This window comes from Acinetobacter sp. YH1901134 (genome assembly GCF_013416965.1).
Lineage (GTDB): Bacteria > Pseudomonadota > Gammaproteobacteria > Pseudomonadales > Moraxellaceae > Acinetobacter > Acinetobacter amyesii.
In genome coordinates this window covers 566,171-590,294 of sequence record NZ_VPEW01000004.1, presented here as the reverse complement: position 1 = coordinate 590,294, position 24,124 = coordinate 566,171, and the positions used below count along the sequence as shown (strand labels likewise).

The following is a 24,124-nucleotide window of genomic DNA, read 5'->3' as shown; positions in this document are numbered from 1 at the left end:
ATGTCAAATCAATTGCCGGTCATAAACTTAATGGGACCAACTGCAAGCGGTAAAACCGCCTTGGCATGTGAACTATACGAGCAAGGTGGATTTGAATTAATTTCTGTCGATTCTGCTTTGGTTTTTCAGGATATGGATATTGGTACGGCCAAGCCGAGTAAAGCTGAGTTGGAGAAATATCCACATCATTTGATTGATATTATCAGTCCGCTAGAGGTGTATTCGGCAGCGAACTTTGTGGAAGATGCGTGTGTACTGATTGATGATATGCATGTACGAGGTAAAACACCGATTTTAGTCGGTGGTACAATGTTGTATTACAAAGCTTTATTGGAAGGGTTGTCTTCAAACTTACCAAGTGCAGACTATGCTGTACGTGCTGAAATTGAAGCCAAAGCTGAGTCGCAAGGTTGGGATGCTGTATATGCAGAACTGTGCAATGTAGACCCATTGGCAAGTGAAAAATTTAAACCGAGTGATAAGCAACGAATTATCCGTGCGCTCGAAGTTTTTAAATTAACAGGTAAACCCATTACGCAGTTACAAGCTGAGCAACCTAAAAACGTACCATACCGTTACAATTTTCATAATTACGCATTATTGCCAGACCGATTAGAATTACATGAGCGTATAGCTCAACGTCTAAAAACAATGTGGGAAATTGGATTTTTAAATGAAGTGAAAGCTCTCATTGAAAAATACGATTTAGATGAAAATTTACCCTCTATGCGCTCAGTTGGATATCGTCAAGCTTTAGATTTTTTGAAAAATAGTGATCAAAGTAGCGAAAAACAGCGTGAAATGGAGGATAAGGCACTTTTTGCAACACGACAACTTGCAAAACGTCAATATACTTGGTTAAGATCTTTGCAAGAAATGCATAAATTTACTACATATTTAACTGCGCAGCAGGCTCAAGAAGACTTGCGAAAGTGCTACGGATAAAGCAAAATTTACAGACTACCTTTTTGATAATTTTTAATTGAAAAGTAAAGGTAGCTTTTGCGCTGATTTTTATTATTTTTTGGAGTTATAACATGTCTAAAGGTCAAACTTTACAAGATCCGTTCTTAAATTCTCTCCGTAAAGAACGTATTCCTGTGTCGATCTTCCTTGTCAACGGTATTAAATTACAAGGTCATATTGAATCTTTCGACCAATACGTTGTTTTATTAAAAAATACTGTAAGCCAAATGGTTTACAAACACGCTATTTCAACTGTTGTTCCAGCACGTAACCCACGTCCTGCTGGTGCTCCTGCTGGTGCTCAAGGCGCTGCCGGCTTCGGTGGTCAACAAGGCGGCTTCGGCGGTCAACAAGGTGGCTTCGGTGGCCAAGGTGGCTTTGGTGGTCAAGGTGGCTTCGGTGGTCAAGGTGGCTTCGGTGGTCAAGGTGGCTTCGGTGGTCAAGGTGGCTTTGGCGCTCAAGGTGGCTTTGGTGGTCAAGGTGGCTTTGGCGGTCAAAGTGGCTTCGGCGGTCAAAATGCTGGTTTTGATGGCGAAACTAAATTTGAAGATGCTCAAGACGACGAAAACAACAATCGTTAATTGAGTTAAAAAAACCTCCCAAATGGGAGGTTTTTTTTGCCTATAAAAGAGTAGATTGTTTTCATAACGGGTATGTAATAATTACTAAAGTGCTGAATGATGATAAGAATCGACATAAAAAAACCAGCCGAAGCTGGTTTTTTTATTTATTCACTTATTTCTTTTTACGATCTAGAGTAGGATCTTTAATTTCAACATAAGCATTGTTGCGAATTTCACGTAACCAGCTGTCCAGTTCAGTGTCAAATTGACGCTCACCTAAAATCTGACGGGCCATACGTTCTTGTACTTCATGTGTCATATCTTGTTGACGTGTATCGGTCACTTGAAGGATGTGCCAACCAAACTGTGACTGAAAAGGCTTGCTGATTTCACCTTTCGCTGTTGATTTCATCATTGCTTCAAATTCTGGAACCATAACACCTGGGCTAACCCAACCTAAACTACCACCATTGGCAGCAGAACCAGTGTCATTCGAGAACGTTGAAGCCAAGACCGCAAAATCTTCACCCTTTTGCAGGCGATTATACAAGTTGTCGATCATTTGCTTGGCATTTTCAGGACTCACGACCTCAGATGGTTGAATCAGGATATGGCGAGTTTGGTATTGAGGAACAATGGCTTTTTGTTCGCCACTTTTACGGTCGACCAATTTTAAAACATGAACGCCATCACGTACTGAAATTAGTTCAGTGGTTTGACCAACTTGCAAAGGGGCTACACGTGCAGCAAGTTCATCTGGAATATCAGATAAGTTGCGGAAGCCCATATCGGCACCGTCAACTTTAATATCTTTGGTACTGTATTTGCTAGTAATCGCTTTTACATCATTGCTTGCTGCAAGTTCTTTACGAATATCTTCCGCGATTTTAACGGCATTATCACTGCTAGCTACACGTACATGTAAGACATGAACTTGATTACCTAACGCAGCTTGACCTTGTGGTGAGCTTAAGAAGTTTTTCACATCTTGGTCACTGATTTGAATGCGAGAAGTGACCAACTGTTGGCGTAGACGTTGTAAAGCGATGTCTTCAGCGATGCGTGCACGTAAACCTGCATAGGTATTTGGCGCAACAGCATCTAATTTTTGCTGAAACGCTTCTAAGCTTGGAGAGCCTGCGTCTTTTGCAACTTTAAGTACAGCTTCATTGAGTGATTTTTCATCCGCTTTGACATTATATCGTTTAACTTGTTCAAGCTGTGCTTGGCGCGTAATCAGCTGTTCTAAAGCTTGTTGTTGCAAATATTCGGTCGGTGGGATGGTTTGTTTTTTTGCTTGAAGTTGGTGAGTGATCTCGGCAATGCTTTGATCAAGATCACTACGTAGAATCACGCTATTGTCAACGACAGCTACAATTTCATCTTTAGGTTGCGCAGCAGCAAATACAGATACAGAAGTTGATAGGCAAAGTGCCAAGGCTGACGCTTTAAAAATTTGTTTTAACTGTTTTGTCTTCATTAACGTTCTGTCCAAGATTGATTAATATTGTTAAAACCCAACACTCGGTTTTCAAGCAAAGAGGTTAATTTATTGTTGAAGCCACCTAAACCTTTTAGAGTGAACTCCGCCATAATGGCACGTTTTGGTTTAACATCTGAAGATGTTACATCATCTAAATCGTTATAGTACGAACGACCATAAACTGAAACACCCCAGCAGCATGACTCGTAGTTCACACCCAGTAAATATTCACGCGCAATACTGTTGTCGAGGTCATATTGTGCATGACCAATAATACGCCAGTTATTGTGTATAGGTTGAATAAACGATGCTACTGCTTGGTCATAGCTGTCTTGGCGGTTAGGAATGTCTTTACGATAGAAATAACCGACATTGTATAAATTGCCTTTATTTCCTGTGTAATACATTTGAATATCGCGCTGAGCATTATCACCATTCGCCATCCATGCTGAATTGGCATTCACACTGATGCTGTCAGATAGTTGGCTAGAAATGCTCACGACAGGGCCGGTATGGCGTTCGGTATCAAATTTATCAGAGACGTTGTTCAGTGTGACACGACGGTCTTCAAAATAGAAACTTTGACCAACGCTGGCTTTTAAACGCTCAAGACCAACATCATCAAATAAACTATAGCTCAAGCCTAGAGATGCGAAGTTGTTGTCTTCTAAACGGTCATTACCATAGAACCGACGCGGACTAAATAACTGGTCATAATTAATTGACGCTGTAGTTGAGTCAAAGTTCGGATTAGTGTCTTGGTTTTTGTATGGAGAATACGCATAGAAGAAGCGTGGCGTTAAGGTTTGAAGATAACGACCTTCGCGCTCCATCACAAGACCCGCATCTAAAGTGAATTGCGGTACAACGACCGATTTACTTTCATTTGATGAACTAATGTTTTGTGCATTAACGGTGTCTTGATCGTAAATCGTGTTGACGTTGCGAATAGACACTTCTGGTATTACAAAAGACCATGGGTTACGATAGTTATAACGTACACTAAAGTCGTTATAAATACGTGCGCCGCTTGGCTCATACATTGGCGAATCGCCAGTATTGCTTGGAATATTATTACTACGTAAGTTCTTTTTGAAGTAAGCCGTATCGTTGTTAAATTCGTACTGTAAGCCGAGCGGATTACCAGTCTTGTAGTTCAGTAGGAATTGCGGCAAGCGCGCATATGGACGGTCTTCATCACTGACAGTTTTATCCAGTGTTTGGAAGTCTTCCACTTTGAGCTGTGCTTTTAGGCCAGGGATACCATTTTTATAATTGAGTTCCCATGCACGGCGTAAGTTCAGGTCAGTTTTTGAGTTTGGATTATTATTGAGATCTGAGAAATAGTCTTTATCAGATGCATAATTGTATTCTAAATTGGTTGTAAATTGATCGTTAATTTTCCAGTTATGTAGGAAATGTAAATCTTTACGATCTTGATCGCCATACTTTTGGTCGGATGGTAAATAACCACCCCACACCATCCCTGAACCAAAGTTTTTGGTCAAATAACGGAATTCGCCTTCCATCATTGGACCGCGGTCTGCAATATAACGTGGTGTTACCGTAGCATCATAGTTTGGTGCAAGATTCAGATAAATCGGTACTGCAAGCTCAATACCACCGTCATTGGTAAAACCAAAGCTTGGGGTCAAAATACCTGTGGTACGGCGGTCATCAATCGGGAAGTTGAAGTAGGGTACAGCCATGACAGGAACATCTTTTACATAAAGTGTTGTTCCTTTGGTTTCACCACGACCAGTTTCTTGATTCAGCTTAATTTTGTCTGCTTGAATTTTCCACGTTGGTTTTTCATCGGGTGGACAAGTGGTATAAACAGCGTTTTCTAATTCGAGTGTTTCGGTTGAAGTACGTGAAATTTTTTCAGCACGACCATGCGCATGCTGCTGTTCAGCAATAAAGAAGCTGTTATTTAAATCACCCTGTTGGGTTTTTAAATTGTAATCTATTGAATCGCTTTGAGAAATCAGCCCTGACTGTGCCATTTGTACGCGGCCAGAAGCATTGGCATAGGTTTGGGTTTTATCAATTTTGATTTGATCGGCACGAATTTGACGACCTTCTTGGTCAATCAGAACATTACCTTCAAGAATGGAGTCGCCATTCGGGTCAAAATGACCATAGTCTGCGGTAATGGTAGAGGTTGCATCTTCAGGTGCGACTGCTTTCGTTGTTGGAGCAACTGGGGTAATCCAGGTGCCTGTACAAAACGCAGAACTTAATTGATTGGTGTTGCGAATCTGTGCTTCAGGTGCAGATTTATCGACATAATATTGTTCGAAGAACTGCTGCCCCGGATAAGCTTCTGAAATGCTTTGTTTGAGTTGTTCTGTATCGTCATCCGTGGACGGGTTTGAAACAGGTGCTGCATAGCTTGGTAACGAGCTACCACATAGAAGGGTTAAGATCGCAGTCGCTAAAGGATTAAATTTAAACTGATGCTTCATTTGTCTCATTAACCAGGTATGCTTAATCGCAATTAATTATTGTCGCATCATAGAGAAAAAGTTGATAAGTAGCTACACTTAGCACTTTAAAAACTCAGCCTGTATTAGAATTTATCGCAAATGAATACACAACGTGAACAATTGATACAAACATGGATTTCATCTGTACTCGGTTCAGATCAATTTGAAATTAACTTCTTAGCAGGCGATGCAAGCTTCCGTCGTTATGCACGAATCAAATTGAATAATAAAACATTTATGCTCATGGATGCACCACCAGAAAAAGAAGATTGTGGTCCTTTTGTGTCGATTGATGAATTTTTTGATGCACATGGCGTGCGTGTACCACATATCGTGGCCAAAGACCTCGATCAAGGCTTCTTATTGTTAGAAGATTTTGGTGATGTTTTATTGTCGACGTTGTTGAATGATCAAACCGTAGACGCACATTATGCTCAAAGTTTTAAACAGTTGATTCAATTGCAGTCAATTGATGGAACTGCTCATTTTCCTGCATATGCCTATGAAAAGCTGATTTCTGAAATGGAGCTGTTAACCGATTGGTTATTGCCATCTCTACAAGTGCAGCCTACTGAAGAAGAATCGGCACTGATTAAACGTACCTTTGCTATCTTAGCCAATGCTGCATTGGCTCAGCCTCAAGTGATTGTGCATCGTGATTTTCATAGCCGTAATTTGATGGTACTTGATGGTGAGCAAGATCAGGGTGTGATTGACTTCCAAGATGCTGTGATTGGCGCAGATACTTATGATTTGATTTCTATTACTCGTGATGCTTATGTGCAGTGGAATGCAGATCGTGTTTATGCATGGTTTAAGACGTTCTATGATTTGCTACCTGCATCGGCTAAAGAAGGTCGTAACTTTGAGCAATTCAAACAAGACGCTGACCTGATGGCGATTCAACGTCATATCAAAATTTTAGGTATTTTTGTGCGCTTATTTGAGCGTGATGGTAAGTCAGGTTATCTCAAAGATTTGCCTCGTGTGATGTGGTATTTACTTGAAGAAAGTAAACCATATGCAGAATTACAACCTTTTATGCAATTTATTCAGGATAAAGTATTGCCGAAATTTGAAGCCAAATACGGCACTTATGAGGTTGTTGCATAATGAAAGCCATGATTTTAGCTGCGGGTCTCGGAAATCGGATGCGCCCTTTAACATTGTATAAGCCAAAGCCTTTGCTTGAAGTGGGTGGAAAACCACTGATTGTTTGGCATATAGAAAAGCTAAAAAAAATTGGCGTAACTGAAATTATCATCAATTCTGCATGGCTTGCAGATATCCTGATTGGTACTTTGGGTGATGGTTCGCAGTTTGGTGTGAATATTCGCTGGACACGTGAAGCGGAAGGTCTGGAAACAGCTGGTGGCATTATTAATGCTTTACCTTTGCTTGGGACAGAACCGTTTATTTTGGTGAATGGTGACGTTTGGACGACCTACGATTTTTCAGCTTTGCTCAATATTGAGCTAAATGATGACTTGGCACACTTGGTCTATGTGACTAACCCAGCGCAACATCCTAAGGGTGATTTTATCTTGGATGCTGGGCGTAGTTATACCTTTGAGCAAGAACATGCAGGCGAGGCACTCACCTATAGCGGAATCGCAGTTATACATCCAAATATGTTTGATGGATTGGAAGCTGGTAAGCGTCCGCTCGCACCATTATTGAAACAAGCCATGTTGGATGGAAAAATTTCTGCAGAGAAAATGCAAACTGCGTGGGTTGATGTTGGCACACCTGAGCGTTTAAGTGATCTAGATCTACAGATTCGCCAAGGCATGTACGATTAAGTGCATATTCGCTAAGCGTTAGCTACTGTTCCACGGCTTAGAAATCGGTATACTTCAGTTAATTTTTATTGAGATGTCTTCTTTATGCATCCTTTTTTTCAAGACTTAAAGCAAGGTAGTCAAAAGCTTGGCTTAGATTTGAGTGAAGAAGCATTAAATCTATTGCTGAAATACCAAGATGCCCTAGTGCTGTGGAACAAAGCGTATAACTTGACTGCTATTCGTGATCCTAAAGAAATGTTGGTTAAGCATTTATTGGATAGCTTAAGTATCCTAAATGATTTGCCTGCAGGTCGTTTATTGGATATCGGTACGGGTGGTGGCATGCCGGGCATGATCATTGCACTGTGTCAGCCTGAACGTGAATGTGTGCTTTTAGATGCCAACGGTAAAAAAATTCGATTCTTAAAACAATTTATTGCTGACTTAAAACTAAAAAATGTCATTGCGGTACAAACACGTGTCGAAAATGAAGACAGCATTAATGAACTGGGGCAGTTTGATGTGATTACCAGTCGTGCTTTTGCATCGTTAACGGATTTTGTGGATGCGTCTAAACCGTATATGCATGCGCAAAGTATTATCGCGTCGATGAAAGGCTTAATTCCTGAAGAAGAAGTTGAAACACTGAAAAGTGATTTCAAGATTGATATCGTTGCATTAAAAGTTCCACGACTTGATGAGCAGCGTCATTTAATTTTTCTTAAACGTATTTAAAATTTTCAAAGGACTGGGGTTACCATGGCTCAAATTATTGCGATTGCAAACCAAAAGGGTGGCGTAGGTAAAACCACAACTGCTGTGAACTTGGCTGCATCTTTAGCCATATTAAAAAAACGAGTTTTACTTGTGGACATGGATTCACAAGGCAATGCCACGATGGGTTCGGGCATTCAAAAAAATGATTTGTTGTATTCAGTCACGGATGTCTTACTTGGTGAAGTGCCGATTGAAACCGCTATTTATAAAGCGGAAGTGGGCTATAAGGTTTTAGGTGCAAACCGTGACCTAGCTGGTGTTGAGCTTGCAATTGCAGATCAAGACGGTCGTGAGTTTATTTTACGTGAAGCATTGGCAAGCGTCGAAAAAGACTTCGACTATATTATTGTCGATTGTGCACCAAGTTTAAGTTTGATCACTGTCAATGCACTTGCAGCGGTACGTGCTGTGCTGATTCCAATGCAGTGTGAATATTATGCCCTAGAAGGTTTGGCTGACCTAACCCAAACCATTGACCGTATTCAGCAAGCTTTAAACCCAGATCTAGAGATCGTGGGTGTGCTTCGTACCATGTACGATGCGCGTAATGCCTTAACACGTGATGTGTCTGCTGAGCTTGAACAATACTTCGGTCAGAAACTTTATGACACGGTCATTCCGCGTAATATTCGTTTGGCTGAAGCGCCTGCGCACGGTTTACCAGTGATTTATTTTGAAAAAAGCTCGAAGGGTGCAGTTGCTTATTTGAACTTGGCAGCTGAGATGTTAAAAAAAACCAAAGTAAAAAAAGGAACTAAAGCATGACCGTAAAAAAACGCGGACTGGCTAAAGGTCGTGGTCTGGATGCCTTACTCGGCTCAATCCAAAAAGAAAAACTACAGCTCGAAGCAAAAGCTTTAGATCATGGACAGTTAAAACAAATTGATGTGCATTTATTGAAACGCGGTGAGTATCAACCGCGTCGTTTCATTAAAGAACAAGATTTACAAGAACTTGCTGCATCGATTGAAAAGCATGGCGTCATGCAACCAATCGTCATTCGTCCTGTCGAAGATGAAAAGCATCCCTACGAAATTATTGCAGGTGAGCGTCGTTGGCGTGCGGCTCAGCTTGCAGGTTTAACCGAAGTTCCAGCCATTGTTCGTGACTTGAGTGACCAAGTGGCAATTGCCTTGGCATTGATTGAAAACATTCAACGTCAAGATTTGAACCCAATCGATCAAGCCATGGCTTTACAACGCTTCCATGACGAATTTGGTTTAAGTCATCAAGAGATTGCCGATACGGTCGGTAAAGCACGTACCACGATTAGTAACTTGCTACGCCTCTTGTCTTTAGCGAATCAAGTCAAAGACTTTATGCAGCAAGGTTTGCTCGATATGGGGCATGCACGTGCGATCTTGACGTTAAAAGCCAAAGATCAGCTTAAAGTTGCTGAAATGGTGATTGAAAAAAGTATGTCTGTACGTCAAACCGAACAATTTGTTCGTGATTTGAATGCACCAAAACAACAAAAAGCTAAACCAATTGTTTCATCAGACATTCAACAACTGACACAACGTCTCTCTGATCGTTTCAGTGCAGACGTGAAAATTGATCATAATAAACAAGGGAAAGGCAAGCTGGTGATTAGCTACCATACTCTTGAAGAGCTAGATGGCATTTTAAATATTTGTCTAGCTGAATAATTTTTAAATTCGATTTATTGGGGAAAATCAAATGTGGGAATTAGTCAAAGCGGGCGGGTGGTTAATGATCCCGCTCGTCATTTGTTCGATCTTTACGGTAGCCATTACCATTGAGCGCTTTATTCGTTTAAAGAAATCAATGGTGTTACCAAAAGACTTGATGATGAATGTAAACACATCGGTGAAAGATGTGGTGCAGCAGCTAAAGCAAAGTCCAATTTTACAACAAAGTACATTGGGTCGTGTATTGGGCGCAGGTTACGCTAGTAAAGATCAAAACGAGCAATATGCACGTGCGCAAATGGAAGTCACAGCGTCACAAGAAATTGGTTATTTAGAAAAAAATATCAACTTTTTGGGCACTTTAAGCGCTGTTGCACCTTTACTAGGTTTGTTGGGTACGGTGATCGGTATTATTGAAGCATTCTTAATGATTGATATAGGCACCAATAGTGATCCAGTGTTGATGATGCCGGGTATTTCTAAAGCCTTGATTACCACTGCTGCCGGTATGTTAATTGCTGTACCTGCATTATTTGCACATCGCTATTTCCAACGTTTGGTTCAGGAATATGTGGCTGAGTTAGAACAGCAGTCGACGTTATTTCATGCCGCTTTGTTTTATAAAAAAACACCTGAAGTAGAAAGTCAGGACATTCAGAAAGCCAGCTGAGTGGAGACTGCGCATGAAATTTAAACGTCGTCAGGTTGAAGATATTCATATCAACCTCACACCGATGATTGACTGTTTGATGTTCATTTTGGTGTTCTTGTTGCTCTCGACCACCTTTAACCAGATGAGTCGAATGAACCTGACTTTGCCAGATGCACAAGGTGTTCCGCCTAAAAACTATGATCAAAAGATTGAAGTTGTGGTGGATTCTTCAGGACACTATTCTGTCAATGGTCAGTCATTGGCGAGTAAAGAAGTCTCTGATTTGAATACTGCAATTAAACAGACAGCCAATGATCGTCGTGATTTAATGTTTGTGATTGCAGCAGATGCAAAAGCAACACATCAAGATGTGATCCGGGTGATGGATGTTGCAGGTCAACTTGGATTTGTGAATATCAACATCAGTACCAAAGTTCCAACTCGAGGTTATTAGTGAAGCACGATTTTAAGGTCTATTTACGCCTATTAAGTTATTTAAAACCTTTTTGGGGAATCGGCCTGCTGGTTTTGCTTGGTTTCGGTATTAATGCTGCGACAGAAGTTTCTGTCGCAAAATTATTGGAACGCATTATTGAAGCCATTCAAAACAAAGATCAAAGCTTTACAACCTTATTTCCACTCTTGGTGGTTTTATTGATGTTCTTCCGTGGACTCGGTTTGTTCATGGGGGGATATTTTACCGCAGTGATTTCTCGAAACTTAATTTTTAATATTCGTCAGCAAGTGTTCGCAAAACTCATGCGTTTGCCTTCGCAATATTATTTAGATAATTCGAGCGGTCATATCACTGCAAAAATTATGTATAACGTTGAACAGTTGACGGCGGCATCGTCTGAGTCACTGAAAACGATTGTACAACAGGGTCTGATTACCATCGCATTATTGGGTTATTTGCTCTATACCAATTGGCGTTTAACCCTGTGTATTTTGATTTTTGGCCCAATTATTGGTCTGATCATCCGTAAAGCATCGAAGCGCATGCGTAAATTATCCATGCAAGTACAAAGTACCATGGGTGATGTTAACCATGTGGTGCAAGAGACAGTGCAAGGCAACCTAGTGGTGAAGGGCTTTGCAGGGCAAGATTATGAACAAAAACGTTTTTATGAAAGCTCGATGGAGAACTTACGCCGCGGCTTAAAAATGGTTGTGGTGCAGCAACTCAATAGCCCGATTGTTCAGCTGATTATGTCGATCGCGCTCAGTATCGTGATGTATATCGCGCTACGCCCTGAGATTTTACAAGATACAACAGCGGGTGAGTTTGTAGCGTATATCACTGCCGCAGGTATGCTGAGTAAGCCAATTAAAACCTTGACGGATGTCAACGAAAAACTACAACGAGGTATGGCAGCGGCCTATTCGGTATTTGAATTGCTTGATATGCCTGAAGAAGTAAATAACGGCACGCTGAAGCCTGCTTTGAAAGGTGATGTCGAATTTAAAAATGTCAATTTGATCTATGCTGATGGTCACCATGCGATTCATGACTTCAATTTAAAAGTTAATGCAGGGCAAACCGTTGCATTGGTTGGGCGTTCAGGTGCAGGTAAAACTTCATTGGTCAATCTGTTGGTGCGTTACCAAGAGGTGTCTTCTGGACAATTGTTGCTTGATCAGCATGATATTCACGACATAGAACTCAATAGCTTGCGTACTCAGATTTCGATGGTCAATCAGCAAGTGGTTTTGTTTAACCGTACAGTACGTGAAAATATCGCTTATGGTCAGCTCGAGCATGCAACAGATGAGCAAGTCATTGCTGCTGCCAAAGCTGCATTTGCACATGATTTTATTATGGATTTACCGCAAGGTTATGACACACCATTGGGTGCCCAAGGTTTAAATCTATCAGGTGGTCAACGTCAACGGATTGCGATTGCACGTGCCATTTTGAAAAATGCACCGATCTTAATTTTAGATGAAGCGACCAGTGCGCTAGATAACGAATCTGAATTTTTTATTCAGCAAGCATTTGACGCTGCGATGCAAGATCGTACCACGATCGTGATTGCGCATCGTTTATCGACCATTGAAAATGCAGACTGTATTGTGGTGATGGATAAAGGGCGTATTATTGAACAAGGTTCGCATACAGAGTTGATGGCACAGCGTGGTGCATATTACCAACTTCATCAGCGTAATTTTGAGGAAAATTAAGTCATGTCTTTTGCACAATTGATTCAGGATGCTTGGAATGAACAGGCAAAGTGGCTCGTTGTGTTTAGACCTTTGTCATGGCTTTATCATGGTGGCTTTTTACTTAATAAAAAACTCTATCAATCAGGTATTAAGCAAAGCTATAAAGCGCCTATTCCAGTCATGGTCATTGGAAACATCACAGTGGGTGGAAGTGGTAAAACCCCATTGCTCATTCATTTGGTCAGTTATTTGAATAGCTTAAAGCTGCGTGTTGGTGTGATCAGTCGTGGCTATGGTGGTCAAGGACCATTTCCGGCTTATGTCGATTTAGAGTCGACGGCTGAAATCGTGGGTGATGAACCGAGCTTAATTGTTCAGTCTACAGGTGTACCGATGGCAGTCGGTCCAAACCGCCAGCAAAGTATTGAGTTGCTACTATCCAAGCATGAATTGGATTTGATTATCTGCGATGATGGTTTGCAGCATTGGGCGCTTCAACGTCAGTTGGAGTGGATCGTGCTGGATAATAATCGTGGTTTAGGCAATGAAAAATTATTACCCGAAGGTTATTTGCGTGAACCGAAAAAGCGCCTTGATACTGGGACGGTCATTGAACATTCAGCAGATCCAAGTTCTCCACTGAATATGCACCTAGAAGCGGCGCAGCCTTATTTGCTCAATAAAGATCTTGTGACGACATTTGATGCAAACAAAGATTTCTATGCTGTGGTGGGTATCGGATTTCCGCAACGATTTTATAAAACCTTAGAAAATATAGGGATTCATCAATTTCAATGTCATGAATTCCCAGATCATTATGAGTATGAACTGAGTGATTTGCAGTTTGAAGATGCCAATCCCATCATTACCACTGAAAAAGATGCAGTTAAAATTTTAGCGATCCTCAAAAATAATCCAGATTTTAAAAGAGAAATATGGGTTGTTCCCGTAGATGCAGTGTTGTCACCTGCGTGTTATGAAACTTTGCATGCGCAGTTGAAACAACTGGGTCTGAAACTTCCCGAAGGCATTTAATTTATGAAACATATTGTTATTCCTGCACGTTTTTCAAGTTCACGTTTACCAGGTAAGCCATTGCTTGAAATTCACGGCCGTCCGATGATTTTACGTGTAGTCGATCAAGCCAAAAAAGTTGCAGGATTCGATGATCTATGTGTTGCTACAGATGATGAACGTATTGCAGCAGTATGTCGTGCGGAAGGGGTTGATGTGGTATTGACCTCTGCAGAGCATCCATCTGGGACAGACCGTTTAAGTGAAGTTGCACGCATCAAAGGTTGGGCGAGTGATGACATTATTGTCAACGTACAGGGCGATGAACCTTTGCTTCCCGCTCAACTAGTAAAACAAGTTGCACAATTACTTGTAGATCAGCCGACATGTTCAATGTCGACACTCTGTGAGCCGATTCATAGTTTGGACGAGTTTCAGCGTGACAGCATCGTCAAAGTGGTGATGTCAAAGCACAATCAAGCGCTGTATTTCAGCCGTGCGACTATTCCGTATGACCGTGATGGTGCAAAGCAAGTAGAACAAACCTTGCATGATCAAGCTTATCGTCATTTAGGACTTTATGCATACCGCGTAAAACTGCTACAAGAATATGTCACTTGGGATATGGGTGTACTAGAAAAATTAGAAAGCCTTGAACAATTACGCGTTTTGGAAAATGGTCACCGTATTGCCATTGCTGTGGCAGAAGCGAACCTTCCACCGGGTGTAGACACTCAAGCTGACCTTGATCGTTTGAACCAAATGGATGTTTCAAACTTCGAATAAGGTTAAATGATTTATGCAAAATGACATTGTGGCGCAAGTGTACCCTTGGCAGCAAAATACATGGAATACATTAACCAGCCGTTTTCCACAACTGGGACATGGCGTGCTTTTGTATGGCAAAAAAGGCTGTGGTAAAGAGGCATTTGCAAAACAATTTCTTGCATGGGTGCTGTGTCAAAAACGTGATGAGCGGACTGAGCCATGTGGTGAGTGTGGGAGTTGCCAGTGGTTAAAGTCAGATACACATCCAAATTTTGTCCACATCAGTACAGATGAAGACAATAAAAAGCAAAATGCCAAAATTAAAATCGAAAAAATTCGTGATTTATTGCCCTTTGTACAACAAACCGTAGACGGTTGGCGAGTTGTGTTGATTGAGCCTGCTGAAGCATTAAACATTGCGTCATCGAATGCTTTGCTGAAGACATTGGAAGAGCCTGGCGAACGCATTGTGATTATGTTGTTGGCAGAGCATTATTTGAAATTGCCGGCAACCATTCGCAGTCGAATGCAGCACTATGCATTGGATCGTATTGAACCCGAACAATCACAGCAATATTTACAGCAGCATTTGCCCGATAGTGGTGAAACTCAGCGCAAAGTTCTCATGAACTTAGCCAGTCAAATGCCATTACAAGCAATTTCATTGGCAAGTAGTGAATGGCTAAATATGCGCCAAGAGTTTCTACAAGATTGGCAAAAACTTGTGACACAAAAAAACATGCCGATGGCAATTGCGACCAAGTGGAATAAAGCACTGAGTTTTAGTGATTTTAGTCAAATGTTTGAATACTTGTTGTCCGATATAATTTGTGTCAAGCTAAATCAATCCATAAAAAATATAGATTTGGATTTTGGGGTGTTGGCAGAGCAATATTCGCTCGAAACACTCTTTGGGATATATACAGAATTACAGCAGTCTAAGCGGTTCATCGAGCAGAACGTACAGGGGAATCTGGTCGTAGATGAGCTTTGCATCAAACTGATGAATGTTTAATTAAGGGGAAACATCATGCAACCACGTATGGGCGGGATTGTTCACGCTAATATTCCAGATGTGGAAACACTTTTTGCGAGCTACATGCCTTATGTCGTTGGTGGCGGTTTATTTGTACCATCAAAGCAAGCTGTGAAAATGGGTGATGAGGTTTTCTTATTGGCGACTCTGCCTGAACAAAGTATAAAAATTCCTTTGACAGGAAAAGTGATTTGGATTTCGCAAAAGCAAAATGGCATTAAACCACAAGGCTTTGGAATTCAATTAAGCGGCGAAAAAGGCGTTTATTTCAAAACAGAAGCAGAACGTTTACTTGCAGGGCTTAAATCTGAGGGGCGTAGAAGTTACACTATGTAGTTACAACAGTGAAGACTTGTAGGTACATATTGTGTTTGTAGATACCCATTGCCATTTAACCATGCTCGACTTAAGCCCTTACGAGGGTAATTTAGATCTTGCATTGGATCAGGCTCGTCAAGCCGGGGTCTCAAAATTTATGAGTATCTCGGTTGATCTAGATGACCATATTGAACTTTCAAAAATTGCTGCACGTCATGCCGATGTAGGTTATTCCGTTGGGGTACACCCATGTGAAGATCCTGCAACGATGGCTCGGGCAACAGAAGAATATCTCATTGAATTAGCACAACCTGAAAAGGTTTGGGCGATTGGTGAAACAGGGCTGGACTATTTTCATAGTACAGACTTTATTGCAGAGCAAAAAGAATGCTTTGCCCGCCATATTCACGCATCACAAGCTGTAAAAAAACCGGTGGTTGTACATACCCGTTCTGCAAAGCATGATACGGTGGATATTATCCGTGCAGAGAAATCCACTCACGGGATTTTGCATTGTTTTACTGAAGATTGGGAAACAGCAAAAGCGGTCTTAGATTGTGGTTATTACGTGTCATTTTCAGGCATTGTTTCTTTTAAAAATGCGCAAGATTTACGTGATGTGGCTAAGCAAGTGCCACTGGATCGCGTGCTGATTGAAACAGATAGCCCATACCTTGCACCGATGCCCTATAGAGGAAAGTCTAATGAACCAAAATACGTTCCTTATGTAGCCAAAGCCTTAAGTGATGTATATGATAAGTCAATTGAAGAGATGGCTTTCATTACAATGCAAAACTTTGAAAATCTCCTCAATCTTAAGTAAATAATTTGAATTGATATAAGAGTAAGAGAGTATAGGGTGAAGATGGATCGTCAAGCTCAGTTTAGAGCAAGAGAGGCATTAATTTTCCAAGTGGCAGAGCAGCTGCTATTGGAAAATGGCGAAGCAGGGATGACACTAGATGCGCTAGCGGCAGAACTCGACTTGGCAAAAGGGACGTTATATAAACATTTTCAAAGTAAAGATGAACTATATATGTTGCTCATTATTCGTAATGAACGCATGTTATTGGAAATGATTAAAGACACCGATAAAGCTTTTCCTGAACACCTTGCTTTCTTTATGTTGCATCACTTACATCACCCAGAACGTACAGTGTTGTTTCATCAAATTGAAGAGCGTTTATCGACAACGGGTGTGGGTATTCAGCACTTGTTTAGTGAACTATATCAAGTGCGCAAACAACGCCTACGATTGATCATTCGTATGACTGAGCATTATTTGGAGTCGATTCAAAGTAGCATGCCAGTACGTGATTATCTTGCTTCAATTTGGTCACTTACACATGGCGCTGCAGCAATTTTGAACTCAAGTTTTTATCAGCGTTATTTGGGTTCAAGAGACACCTTACGGGTTGCTTATATTGATCAAGCCTTGGCCTTACCAAAACAAGTGCATGCGGTTGCTCAATTCGCTTAAAGGCTGCTTATGAAAAGTGCATCACCATCATTGGTTCGTGGCTTCACCCTCGTAGAATTGATGGTGGTGATTGTGATTATGGGCATCATGGCCTCATTGGTGCTTTTAAATATTGGTGGGACAGATCAACGCAAAGCCATGCAGGCACGTGAAGTGTTTGTGATGGATCTAAAACGAATTTTACGCGATGCAAATGATCAAGCTTTGATATTGGCCCTACAGCAAAAAGCTGGAACGGATGTCAACACCCAAAGCTATGCGGTACAAGAATATTTACCAGAACAAAAACGTGTAGAAAATAGTATTTTAAATCAGAACAATAAATGGCAAAACTATAAAAACTTTGAAACCCGAGTATTACCTGAAAATGTCTCTTTTACGATTCAGTCTTTAGACCAGCAGTATGAAAATGCCAATAATGATGATTTGTTAAATACCAATGCACCCAAGTTGATTTGGTTAGGTAATGGGGAAGTGAAGCCTGTGCGTATACAGTTTTATTTTGAAGAACGTCCCATTGGCAATGAAATCGAAATTGATCATTTAGGGAAAGTCAATGCGGGCTAAAGGATTTACGCTACTTGAAGTCATGGTTGCATTGGCAATTTTTGCGACGGCGGCAATGGCTTTGTCTAATGTTGCGATGCAATATACACAGTCGACAGCACACGCAATTTTAAGAAATAAAGCACAATTCGTCGCGTTGAATGAAATCGCTAAGATGGAAATCAATCGTGAATGGATGACAGGTACTGCATCTAAACAAGTCACTGAACAAGGCGAGCAATGGCAAATTGACAAAAAAGCCCAAGCCACCATTAGTCCAAATGTACAACGGATTGATATCCAAGTGAGTTTGATGAATGCTGAAACAGGCGATGTTGAAGCAGGGATTAGCAGTTTGGTGTTCTTTAACTATAAGGCTCCGTTGGATGAAAATAATAACTAGAAAAAAATGTACATCTCAAGATATGCCTGTGCTTGTACAGCAAGGAATGAAGAATCAAGCAGGATTTACCTTAGTTGAGCTTTTGGTTGCGATTGCTATTTTCGCAGTGCTGTCTGCTTTGGGTTGGAAGGTTTTTGATTATGTCTCGAAAGTGAAGGAACGAAACGCAACCCATGAGGCAAGGCTCAGTCAGTTGCAAGATGCCCATCAGCAAATACTCAGAGACACTGTACAAGCTGTGCCGTTAACTGCCAATATTAATGGAGATATTCAACCAGCGTTAGTATTGCAAAATGGCCGATTTAATTTTAGTAAGACAGGTGTCACTGATCCATTAAATCAGGGCATTGCACCTGACGAGCGAGTGGAATATCAATACAAAGCTGATGAAAAAAAATTGTATCGGCTAAAATTTAAAAATCTCAACCAAACGGGGCATGATCAGCCAGATTCGAGTGTTTTACTGGATAATGTTGAACAATATAAAATCACGGTACTCAATCCAAATGAGTTAGAGAATTGGCCAGATGCTGCCGCTGATTTGAATAATGAAAAAACCATTCAACTGTTACCGCGGGGTATCAGGATGCAGCTCACAGTGGATGGGACAAACTACGAATGGTTATTCAGTTTGTTAAATACTGATTTTTTATTGGATAAAAATAAGAATGGTTAGCGGTCAGGTAGTAGAGTCATTTGAAGTTCGGAGTTGCGTATGAAACAGCAACGTGGCATCGCTTTGTTAACTATCCTGATGATGGTAGCTTTGGCAACCATAGTTGCAGCAGGTATCGCAAAACAACAAGCCCATACTTCTGAAAATACCGCTTATGTGATGCGCCAAAATCAGTCGTTGTTATATGCGAAAAGTGCCGAAGCATTTTTTGCTGAACTTTTAGTAAATGATACCGAAAATGCAGGGCAGGTGGATCACCTCCAAGAAAATTGGGCTCAGCCTATGCCCGCCTTTCCTGTGGAAGGTGGAACTGTTGCAGGTGTGCTGCAAGACGAATCTGGAAAATTTAACCTCAATAGTTTGGTTTCAGAAGAGGGTGTGGTAAATGACAAAGCAAAGCTATGGTTTGAAAAAATATTGCAGCGTGTTGGGTTACCCGCAGAATTAAGTCAAGCCGTGATTGATTGGCAAGATGAAGATGATGAGACCTCTGGCCCGATGGGCGCAGAGCTGGCGTACTATCGTGGTTTAAATAATGCGGCACTACCGCCAAATGCAAAATTTCATAGTGTGGAAGAACTGAAATCAGTCCGTGGTTTTGAAGGTGCTCAATATAAACTGATTGCGCCCTATGTGAGCAGCTTGCCCTCGCATGAAACAACGGTAAACATTAATACCGCTCCTGCATTTTTGTTAGCGACTATGGATGATCGTTTAGATGTCAATGCAGTTGAGCAAGCTTTGCAACAAAAAGCTGCCAAATTTGAACATTTCGAAAATATCAATGATTTATGGGCAATGGAGCCATTTGCACAGGTGAGCACAGAAAATAGGGAAGTTTTAAATTCACAATTGGGTGTGCAGTCGAACTATTTTAAAGCGCAAATTGAAATTATTTTAAATGAAAGAAAGCGTCAATTTACCAGTGAGTTAGTGCGAAAAGATAAAGATGTATATGTGGCTTTTCGCAGTATGGCACCATTTTAGGTCTTAAAGGTCGCTAAATTTTCATGATGCCTTTTCCCAATTGTGCTGAATAGCAAAATTAATGCCTCTTGTTAGACTTTTGCATTATAATCTCTGAGAACCCATAGATTATTTGATTGCATTACGACACATGTTAATTCGTAAGTTATTTAAGTTTGAAAACGCGCATATCGTGCGTAATTGCACGTCAGACCGTTGCAAACGTTCCATTCATGGACACAGTTATAAAGTCGAACTATTACTTAAAGCGTCGAAACTTGACCATGGACAAATGGTTTACGATTTTGGTTTGCTCAAAGGGGTAATTAAAGACTTATTTGACAGTTTTGATCACGCGATTTGTTTTTGGCAACACGATGATGCTGAGTACATTCGTGCCTGCAAACAGTTCAGTGCACGTTGGGTTGAACTACCCGTATCGCCCTCAGCAGAACAGTTTTCACGAATCTTCTTTTATTTAGCACAACAAGTTCTAAAATCAACAGAAACTCAAAATGGTGAGGGTGATGTTGAGGTGTATTCTGTGATCGTGCATGAGACAGACACAGGCTATGCGCAAAGCTTCTTAGAAGATATCGACAACGCACAAATGGGGTTGTTGCAGTTAGATCAAATTATCTTCTCCGAACAGGTTCAGTCGGAATGGAACGATACCCAGATGTATGAAAAATTAAAACAGGGTCAAAAATTTTTAAACCCTGCAGTTGATTTACAAATTAGAATTTAAGTAAATATTTGGTTTTATTAGGATTGGTTAACAGTGATGTCTTTAACAGAAGAGCAACAAGCAAAACTCGCTAAAGTGCAGCTTGAGCCTAGCTGGAAATATGCCCTAAGTGAGTTTTTGCTTAGCCCCCGCATGGATGAGTTAAAAGACTTTCTGCTACAACAAATCAAACAGGATAAAGTGATTTATCCACCGAATCCGCTGATCTTTAATGCCCTAAACACGACGCCTATTGCAAATGTAAAGGTGGTGATTTTAGGCCAAGACCCGTATCATGGGCCAAATCAGGCACATGGCTTGAGTTTTTCGGTACAAAAGGGGGTTGCATTACCACCTTCTTTACGTAATATTTTCCATGAGTTAAATACCGACCTTGGGGTGCCTGTGTCAAAACATGGGGACTTAACACGCTGGGCAGAACAAGGTGTTTTGCTTTTAAATGCGGTACTGACTGTTGAGGCTGGGCAACCAACTTCACATCAAAAACGTGGCTGGGAAGATTTTACAGACCATGTGATTGATGTTTTAAATGAGCAACGTGAGCATATTGTCTTTATTTTATGGGGGGCATATGCACAGCGTAAGGGACAACGCATTGACCAAAATAAGCACTTGGTGCTAAAAGCCGCGCATCCATCACCTTTGGCTGCAAACCGCGGTGGTTTTTTTGGTTGTAAGGTGTTCTCAAAAAGTAATAATTATCTTAAACAAAATGGCATTGAGCCAATAGACTGGCAGCTGGACGCATGACTTATTCTCCCGTTTCAAAAAATTATCACCCAGATCTGATTGTTGAAGAAGCGAAAAACGGCTGGCGCATTGTTCGCCTGAATCGCCCAAAATCCCTTCATGCATTAGATGAATCTATCTGTACAGCGTTGCTTGAAGTCTTTCAGGACTTTCAACACGATGATGCTGTAAAGGCGATTTGGTTAGATTCCACTACGCCGAAAGCATTTTGTGCAGGTGGCGATGTACGCAAATTGCGACAATTGGTGGTCAATGATGAAGTTGAAACGGCGAATAAATTCTTTGAACAAGAATATGCCCTAGATTTGCTGCTGCATAACTATGCAAAGCCGATTTTGGTTTGGGGCGAAGGTTATGTGATGGGTGGTGGCCTAGGTCTATTTATGGCCGCACCTTTCCGTTTAGTAACACCTTATTCACGTTTAGCAATGCCTGAAATTAATATCGGTTTGTATCCAGATGTCGGTGCGACACGTTTCTTGGCTGATCGTGGCGCCATTGGGTTGTTTACTGGGTTAACTGGCTCTATTATGACCGCAGCAGGTGCTTATGGTATCGGTTGGGCAACGCATATTTGTGATGCACAGCGTGATAACGTACTTGAAACTGTCATTAATATTGATTGGGATCATTATCCAGCTGGCGATTTTCGTGCCATCGATGACACTTTAAATAGTATGCATCGTCCTGTGGGGCCTGGCCCATTACAAAATTCATTGGATGTAATTCAAAGTGTGTGCCGCGGACATAATTTTGAACATGACTATGAATCAATTATTGGTTTAAGCGATGCGCGCAGTGATTGGCTACGTCAAGCCAGTGAAAATCTGCAAAAAGGTTCACCTGCAACCGCCGCATTAACATGGTTGTTGTGGCAGTGGGGCAAGCAAGTGCATTCTTGGAATGAAGTGTTTGAACTGGAAACCCAAATTTCGGATTGGAAAATTCGTCATGCAGACTTTGTGGAAGGTGTGCGCGCACGTCTAGTCGATAAAGACTTATCTCCAGAATGGAAAAAAGGTACAGATCTTTCCCTCAAAGGAATTCTGGCTGATGAGCCTCCTGTAACCAATATTGACAGTTGGAATGTACTGTTAAGACAGTATGGTGTAATTTAATTAATTGATGTCTGAACAAAATCTATATAGTGATGAACATTGGATGCAGCTTGCTTTCGAGCAGGCTGCACAAGCTGCCGAATTGCAAGAAATTCCTGTAGGCGCAGTCATTGTGAGTCAAAATCAAGTCATAGGTGCAGGGTTTAATGCGCCGATTTCTCTGAAAGATCCCACCGCACATGCGGAAGTACAAGCTTTGCGACAAGCTTGTTTGAATATCGATAATTACCGATTACCTGACGACGCAACTTTATATGTAACTTTAGAGCCATGCACAATGTGTGTGGGTGCTTTGGTACATTCAAGAATAAAACGAGTGGTATTTGCGACGACTGAGCCTAAAGCAGGTTCTTTGGTTAGTTCGCGTCAATTATTAAATTCAGGCTACTATAATCATATCTTTGAGTTTGAGCATGGTTGCCTACAAGAGCAATGCTCCCAACAATTAAGTGATTTTTTTAAAATGCGTCGTGAACAAAAACGACTGATGAAGTTACAGGAAAAAGCCACTTTGACTGAACTTAATTTAAAAAATCAAGTAAACTCTACTGACAATTAATATTGTCAAATAAAATAGGGTACAACATGAAATCCATTCAAGTAAAAAAAGAATTTAATGCACCGGTCGAGCAGGTTTTTGAATTACTTTCAAAACATTCGACCTATAACGTGGCTTTTGCGCCGATTCAAGTGGTGCGCGTAAAAGATTCAGCAGATCCTGAACGTCTTGATGGTGTGGGTTCTGTGCGCCGTATGGGCTTTGGGCCAGTGAAGCCGTTACAAGAGCAAATTACCTTGCTTGAGCCAAACCAACGTATTGAATATAAAATTATTAAAAACCCATTGGTGAAACATCATTTGGGCGTGATTCAATTCGAAGCGATTGATGCTGCGCGTACTTTAGTCACTTATACGATTGAATTACAGGCGCGTGCGCCATTCGTTAGTCAATTAATCCTTGCGCAACTGAAGTCAGCGATTAAAATTGGTTTTTCAAAACTTGCAAAAACCGTATAAACAAAAGTGGAAGAGCAATGACAGTTCAAATCATTACAATTGATGGCCCAAGTGGCTCAGGTAAAGGAACATTGGCAGCAAAAATTGCGGCACATTATCAGTTCCACTTACTCGACTCAGGTGCGTTATATCGTCTGTTGGGATTGTCATTGCATAAGCAAGACTTAATTGATGCATTAGACTCAAAGCTCGATGAATGCGTAAAAATTGCAACAAATTTAGATATACAATTTGTGACAAATGAAGCAGGTGTTTCGGTGCTTTTAGATGGTGAAGATGTCTCAAAAGTTATCCGTACTGAGAGAGTTGGAGAGTTTGCTTCAAAAGTTGCTGCAATTCCTGCACTTAGAACTGCGCTTTTAGAACGTCAGCATGCCTTTGCTCAAGCACCTGGTTTGGTTGCAGATGGCCGTGATATGGCAACTACGATTTTTCCAAATGCTCAAGCCAAGATTTATTTAACGGCTTCTGCTCAGTCCCGTGCGGAGCGCCGTGTAAATCAGTTGCAGGCTATGGGCGTGGATGTTAAAATAAACGACATTTTAGCTAATATCGAAGCGCGTGATAAGCGAGATATGGAACGCGCAGTCGCTCCACTCAAGCCTGCGCCAGATGCTTACTTCATTGATAGTTCAACTTTGAGTATTGATGAAGTATTCACGCTGATGACGAATTATATCGATCAGCAATTAGCAAACTAAAGAATTTTCAGCAGAAGCATAGCTTGATCAGTCTTATACGGACTATGTAGACGC

28 protein-coding genes are annotated in these 24,124 nt (G+C 41.1%); 26 read left to right on the top strand and 2 right to left on the bottom strand.

Annotated elements, in window-relative coordinates:
• Together miaA and hfq are read left to right on the top strand one after the other, a co-directional pair.
• On the top strand, positions 1 to 945 hold the full coding sequence (gene miaA, locus FTV50_RS06750; RefSeq protein WP_180023923.1) for a tRNA (adenosine(37)-N6)-dimethylallyltransferase MiaA: 945 nt from the start codon (positions 1 to 3) through the stop codon (positions 943 to 945).
• A 92-nt stretch (positions 946 to 1,037) separates the two neighbouring features.
• The gene (gene hfq / locus FTV50_RS06745) at positions 1,038 to 1,547 is read left to right on the top strand and encodes an RNA chaperone Hfq (protein WP_180023922.1); all 510 of its coding nucleotides are present in this window, start codon (positions 1,038 to 1,040) and stop codon (positions 1,545 to 1,547) included.
• A gap of 154 nt (positions 1,548 to 1,701) precedes the next feature.
• On the opposite strand, the gene FTV50_RS06740 is transcribed toward hfq, so the two are convergent.
• Both FTV50_RS06740 and FTV50_RS06735 read right to left on the bottom strand, forming a co-directional pair.
• On the bottom strand, positions 1,702 to 3,009 hold the full coding sequence (locus FTV50_RS06740; protein WP_180023921.1) for a peptidylprolyl isomerase: 1,308 nt from the start codon (positions 3,007 to 3,009) through the stop codon (positions 1,702 to 1,704).
• A complete protein-coding gene (locus FTV50_RS06735) occupies positions 3,009 to 5,480 on the bottom strand; it encodes an LPS-assembly protein LptD (protein WP_180023920.1) in 2,472 nt (823 codons plus the stop codon). Before FTV50_RS06735 ends, FTV50_RS06740 begins: the two co-directional genes overlap by 1 nt.
• A gap of 120 nt (positions 5,481 to 5,600) precedes the next feature.
• Between FTV50_RS06735 and FTV50_RS06730 the strand changes: the two genes are divergently transcribed.
• From FTV50_RS06730 to cmk, 24 genes are all read left to right on the top strand, one after another.
• Positions 5,601 to 6,614: an aminoglycoside phosphotransferase family protein gene (locus FTV50_RS06730; protein WP_180023919.1), complete on the top strand. Its 1,014-nt coding sequence runs from the start codon at positions 5,601 to 5,603 to the stop codon at positions 6,612 to 6,614.
• Positions 6,614 to 7,303 (top strand): N-acetylmuramate alpha-1-phosphate uridylyltransferase MurU, encoded by a 690-nt coding sequence (gene murU, locus FTV50_RS06725; protein WP_180023918.1) that lies wholly within the window; start codon positions 6,614 to 6,616, stop codon positions 7,301 to 7,303. Before FTV50_RS06730 ends, murU begins: the two co-directional genes overlap by 1 nt.
• A gap of 84 nt (positions 7,304 to 7,387) precedes the next feature.
• Positions 7,388 to 8,020, top strand: a complete 633-nt coding sequence (rsmG, locus tag FTV50_RS06720; protein WP_180003083.1) for a 16S rRNA (guanine(527)-N(7))-methyltransferase RsmG — start codon at positions 7,388 to 7,390, stop codon at positions 8,018 to 8,020.
• Between the two features lie 24 nt (positions 8,021 to 8,044).
• The gene (locus tag FTV50_RS06715) at positions 8,045 to 8,827 is read left to right on the top strand and encodes a ParA family protein (RefSeq protein ID WP_078188958.1); all 783 of its coding nucleotides are present in this window, start codon (positions 8,045 to 8,047) and stop codon (positions 8,825 to 8,827) included.
• Positions 8,824 to 9,711 (top strand): ParB/RepB/Spo0J family partition protein, encoded by an 888-nt coding sequence (locus tag FTV50_RS06710; RefSeq protein WP_180023917.1) that lies wholly within the window; start codon positions 8,824 to 8,826, stop codon positions 9,709 to 9,711. The genes FTV50_RS06715 and FTV50_RS06710 overlap by 4 nt, the downstream gene beginning before the upstream one ends.
• Before the next feature lie 31 nt (positions 9,712 to 9,742).
• Entirely contained in the window at positions 9,743 to 10,384 is a 642-nt protein-coding gene (locus tag FTV50_RS06705; protein WP_180023916.1) for a MotA/TolQ/ExbB proton channel family protein, read from the top strand.
• Between the two features lie 13 nt (positions 10,385 to 10,397).
• Positions 10,398 to 10,820 (top strand): biopolymer transporter ExbD, encoded by a 423-nt coding sequence (locus tag FTV50_RS06700; protein ID WP_180022523.1) that lies wholly within the window; start codon positions 10,398 to 10,400, stop codon positions 10,818 to 10,820.
• Positions 10,820 to 12,547 carry a lipid A export permease/ATP-binding protein MsbA gene (gene msbA, locus FTV50_RS06695; RefSeq protein ID WP_180007340.1) on the top strand — a complete coding sequence of 576 codons (1,728 nt, stop codon included), beginning with the start codon at positions 10,820 to 10,822 and terminating at the stop codon, positions 12,545 to 12,547. The genes FTV50_RS06700 and msbA overlap by 1 nt, the downstream gene beginning before the upstream one ends.
• 3 nt (positions 12,548 to 12,550) lie before the next feature.
• Complete coding sequence (gene lpxK, locus FTV50_RS06690; protein WP_180023915.1) at positions 12,551 to 13,564, top strand: tetraacyldisaccharide 4'-kinase; 1,014 nt, start codon at positions 12,551 to 12,553, stop codon at positions 13,562 to 13,564.
• A 3-nt stretch (positions 13,565 to 13,567) separates the two neighbouring features.
• A complete protein-coding gene (kdsB, locus tag FTV50_RS06685; RefSeq protein WP_180023914.1) occupies positions 13,568 to 14,329 on the top strand; it encodes a 3-deoxy-manno-octulosonate cytidylyltransferase in 762 nt (253 codons plus the stop codon).
• 13 nt (positions 14,330 to 14,342) lie between these two features.
• Positions 14,343 to 15,326 carry a DNA polymerase III subunit delta' gene (locus FTV50_RS06680; protein ID WP_078193725.1) on the top strand — a complete coding sequence of 328 codons (984 nt, stop codon included), beginning with the start codon at positions 14,343 to 14,345 and terminating at the stop codon, positions 15,324 to 15,326.
• Between the two features lie 15 nt (positions 15,327 to 15,341).
• A complete protein-coding gene (locus FTV50_RS06675) occupies positions 15,342 to 15,683 on the top strand; it encodes a PilZ domain-containing protein (protein ID WP_111885061.1) in 342 nt (113 codons plus the stop codon).
• A gap of 31 nt (positions 15,684 to 15,714) precedes the next feature.
• Positions 15,715 to 16,488 (top strand): TatD family hydrolase, encoded by a 774-nt coding sequence (locus FTV50_RS06670; protein WP_111885060.1) that lies wholly within the window; start codon positions 15,715 to 15,717, stop codon positions 16,486 to 16,488.
• A 42-nt stretch (positions 16,489 to 16,530) separates the two neighbouring features.
• Entirely contained in the window at positions 16,531 to 17,145 is a 615-nt protein-coding gene (locus tag FTV50_RS06665; RefSeq protein WP_078193665.1) for a TetR/AcrR family transcriptional regulator, read from the top strand.
• A gap of 9 nt (positions 17,146 to 17,154) precedes the next feature.
• Complete coding sequence (locus FTV50_RS06660) at positions 17,155 to 17,712, top strand: type II secretion system protein (protein ID WP_180023913.1); 558 nt, start codon at positions 17,155 to 17,157, stop codon at positions 17,710 to 17,712.
• A complete protein-coding gene (gspI, locus tag FTV50_RS06655) occupies positions 17,702 to 18,094 on the top strand; it encodes a type II secretion system minor pseudopilin GspI (RefSeq protein ID WP_078188947.1) in 393 nt (130 codons plus the stop codon). The genes FTV50_RS06660 and gspI overlap by 11 nt, the downstream gene beginning before the upstream one ends.
• Before the next feature lie 46 nt (positions 18,095 to 18,140).
• Positions 18,141 to 18,770, top strand: a complete 630-nt coding sequence (gene gspJ, locus FTV50_RS06650; RefSeq protein WP_111885090.1) for a type II secretion system minor pseudopilin GspJ — start codon at positions 18,141 to 18,143, stop codon at positions 18,768 to 18,770.
• Positions 18,771 to 18,809: 39 nt separating this feature from the next.
• Positions 18,810 to 19,757 (top strand): type II secretion system minor pseudopilin GspK, encoded by a 948-nt coding sequence (gspK, locus tag FTV50_RS06645; RefSeq protein ID WP_180023912.1) that lies wholly within the window; start codon positions 18,810 to 18,812, stop codon positions 19,755 to 19,757.
• Between the two features lie 130 nt (positions 19,758 to 19,887).
• Positions 19,888 to 20,484: a 6-carboxytetrahydropterin synthase gene (locus FTV50_RS06640; RefSeq protein ID WP_180023911.1), complete on the top strand. Its 597-nt coding sequence runs from the start codon at positions 19,888 to 19,890 to the stop codon at positions 20,482 to 20,484.
• A 36-nt stretch (positions 20,485 to 20,520) separates the two neighbouring features.
• Positions 20,521 to 21,234, top strand: coding sequence for a uracil-DNA glycosylase (ung, locus tag FTV50_RS06635; RefSeq protein ID WP_180023910.1), 714 nt, complete (start codon positions 20,521 to 20,523; stop codon positions 21,232 to 21,234).
• The gene (locus tag FTV50_RS06630) at positions 21,231 to 22,352 is read left to right on the top strand and encodes an enoyl-CoA hydratase/isomerase family protein (protein ID WP_180023909.1); all 1,122 of its coding nucleotides are present in this window, start codon (positions 21,231 to 21,233) and stop codon (positions 22,350 to 22,352) included. Before ung ends, FTV50_RS06630 begins: the two co-directional genes overlap by 4 nt.
• A gap of 7 nt (positions 22,353 to 22,359) precedes the next feature.
• Positions 22,360 to 22,911, top strand: coding sequence for a tRNA adenosine(34) deaminase TadA (gene tadA, locus FTV50_RS06625; RefSeq protein WP_111885055.1), 552 nt, complete (start codon positions 22,360 to 22,362; stop codon positions 22,909 to 22,911).
• A gap of 26 nt (positions 22,912 to 22,937) precedes the next feature.
• Entirely contained in the window at positions 22,938 to 23,369 is a 432-nt protein-coding gene (locus FTV50_RS06620; RefSeq protein WP_180023908.1) for an SRPBCC family protein, read from the top strand.
• A gap of 17 nt (positions 23,370 to 23,386) precedes the next feature.
• Positions 23,387 to 24,070: a (d)CMP kinase gene (gene cmk, locus FTV50_RS06615; protein ID WP_078193656.1), complete on the top strand. Its 684-nt coding sequence runs from the start codon at positions 23,387 to 23,389 to the stop codon at positions 24,068 to 24,070.
• Positions 24,071 to 24,124: the final 54 nt, after the last annotated feature.

What these genes read in the sequence shown, in the direction of transcription:
- ung (WP_180023910.1), top strand. Translation starts at nt 20,521, where the DNA reads ATGTCTTTAACAGAAGAGCAACAAGCAAAACTCGCTAAAGTGCAGCTT.
- FTV50_RS06665 (WP_078193665.1), top strand. Translation starts at nt 16,531, where the DNA reads ATGGATCGTCAAGCTCAGTTTAGAGCAAGAGAGGCATTAATTTTCCAA.
- FTV50_RS06620 (WP_180023908.1), top strand. Translation starts at nt 22,938, where the DNA reads ATGAAATCCATTCAAGTAAAAAAAGAATTTAATGCACCGGTCGAGCAG.
- gspI (WP_078188947.1), top strand. Translation starts at nt 17,702, where the DNA reads ATGCGGGCTAAAGGATTTACGCTACTTGAAGTCATGGTTGCATTGGCA.
- gspJ (WP_111885090.1), top strand. Translation starts at nt 18,141, where the DNA reads ATGAAGAATCAAGCAGGATTTACCTTAGTTGAGCTTTTGGTTGCGATT.
- FTV50_RS06740 (WP_180023921.1), bottom strand. Translation starts at nt 3,009, where the DNA reads ATGAAGACAAAACAGTTAAAACAAATTTTTAAAGCGTCAGCCTTGGCA.
- FTV50_RS06705 (WP_180023916.1), top strand. Translation starts at nt 9,743, where the DNA reads ATGTGGGAATTAGTCAAAGCGGGCGGGTGGTTAATGATCCCGCTCGTC.
- FTV50_RS06675 (WP_111885061.1), top strand. Translation starts at nt 15,342, where the DNA reads ATGCAACCACGTATGGGCGGGATTGTTCACGCTAATATTCCAGATGTG.
- FTV50_RS06710 (WP_180023917.1), top strand. Translation starts at nt 8,824, where the DNA reads ATGACCGTAAAAAAACGCGGACTGGCTAAAGGTCGTGGTCTGGATGCC.
- lpxK (WP_180023915.1), top strand. Translation starts at nt 12,551, where the DNA reads ATGTCTTTTGCACAATTGATTCAGGATGCTTGGAATGAACAGGCAAAG.
- FTV50_RS06630 (WP_180023909.1), top strand. Translation starts at nt 21,231, where the DNA reads ATGACTTATTCTCCCGTTTCAAAAAATTATCACCCAGATCTGATTGTT.
- FTV50_RS06660 (WP_180023913.1), top strand. Translation starts at nt 17,155, where the DNA reads ATGAAAAGTGCATCACCATCATTGGTTCGTGGCTTCACCCTCGTAGAA.
- FTV50_RS06735 (WP_180023920.1), bottom strand. Translation starts at nt 5,480, where the DNA reads ATGAAGCATCAGTTTAAATTTAATCCTTTAGCGACTGCGATCTTAACC.
- FTV50_RS06715 (WP_078188958.1), top strand. Translation starts at nt 8,045, where the DNA reads ATGGCTCAAATTATTGCGATTGCAAACCAAAAGGGTGGCGTAGGTAAA.
- kdsB (WP_180023914.1), top strand. Translation starts at nt 13,568, where the DNA reads ATGAAACATATTGTTATTCCTGCACGTTTTTCAAGTTCACGTTTACCA.
- rsmG (WP_180003083.1), top strand. Translation starts at nt 7,388, where the DNA reads ATGCATCCTTTTTTTCAAGACTTAAAGCAAGGTAGTCAAAAGCTTGGC.
- FTV50_RS06700 (WP_180022523.1), top strand. Translation starts at nt 10,398, where the DNA reads ATGAAATTTAAACGTCGTCAGGTTGAAGATATTCATATCAACCTCACA.
- tadA (WP_111885055.1), top strand. Translation starts at nt 22,360, where the DNA reads ATGTCTGAACAAAATCTATATAGTGATGAACATTGGATGCAGCTTGCT.
- hfq (WP_180023922.1), top strand. Translation starts at nt 1,038, where the DNA reads ATGTCTAAAGGTCAAACTTTACAAGATCCGTTCTTAAATTCTCTCCGT.
- FTV50_RS06640 (WP_180023911.1), top strand. Translation starts at nt 19,888, where the DNA reads ATGTTAATTCGTAAGTTATTTAAGTTTGAAAACGCGCATATCGTGCGT.
- gspK (WP_180023912.1), top strand. Translation starts at nt 18,810, where the DNA reads ATGAAACAGCAACGTGGCATCGCTTTGTTAACTATCCTGATGATGGTA.
- FTV50_RS06680 (WP_078193725.1), top strand. Translation starts at nt 14,343, where the DNA reads ATGCAAAATGACATTGTGGCGCAAGTGTACCCTTGGCAGCAAAATACA.
- cmk (WP_078193656.1), top strand. Translation starts at nt 23,387, where the DNA reads ATGACAGTTCAAATCATTACAATTGATGGCCCAAGTGGCTCAGGTAAA.
- FTV50_RS06730 (WP_180023919.1), top strand. Translation starts at nt 5,601, where the DNA reads ATGAATACACAACGTGAACAATTGATACAAACATGGATTTCATCTGTA.
- miaA (WP_180023923.1), top strand. Translation starts at nt 1, where the DNA reads ATGTCAAATCAATTGCCGGTCATAAACTTAATGGGACCAACTGCAAGC.
- murU (WP_180023918.1), top strand. Translation starts at nt 6,614, where the DNA reads ATGAAAGCCATGATTTTAGCTGCGGGTCTCGGAAATCGGATGCGCCCT.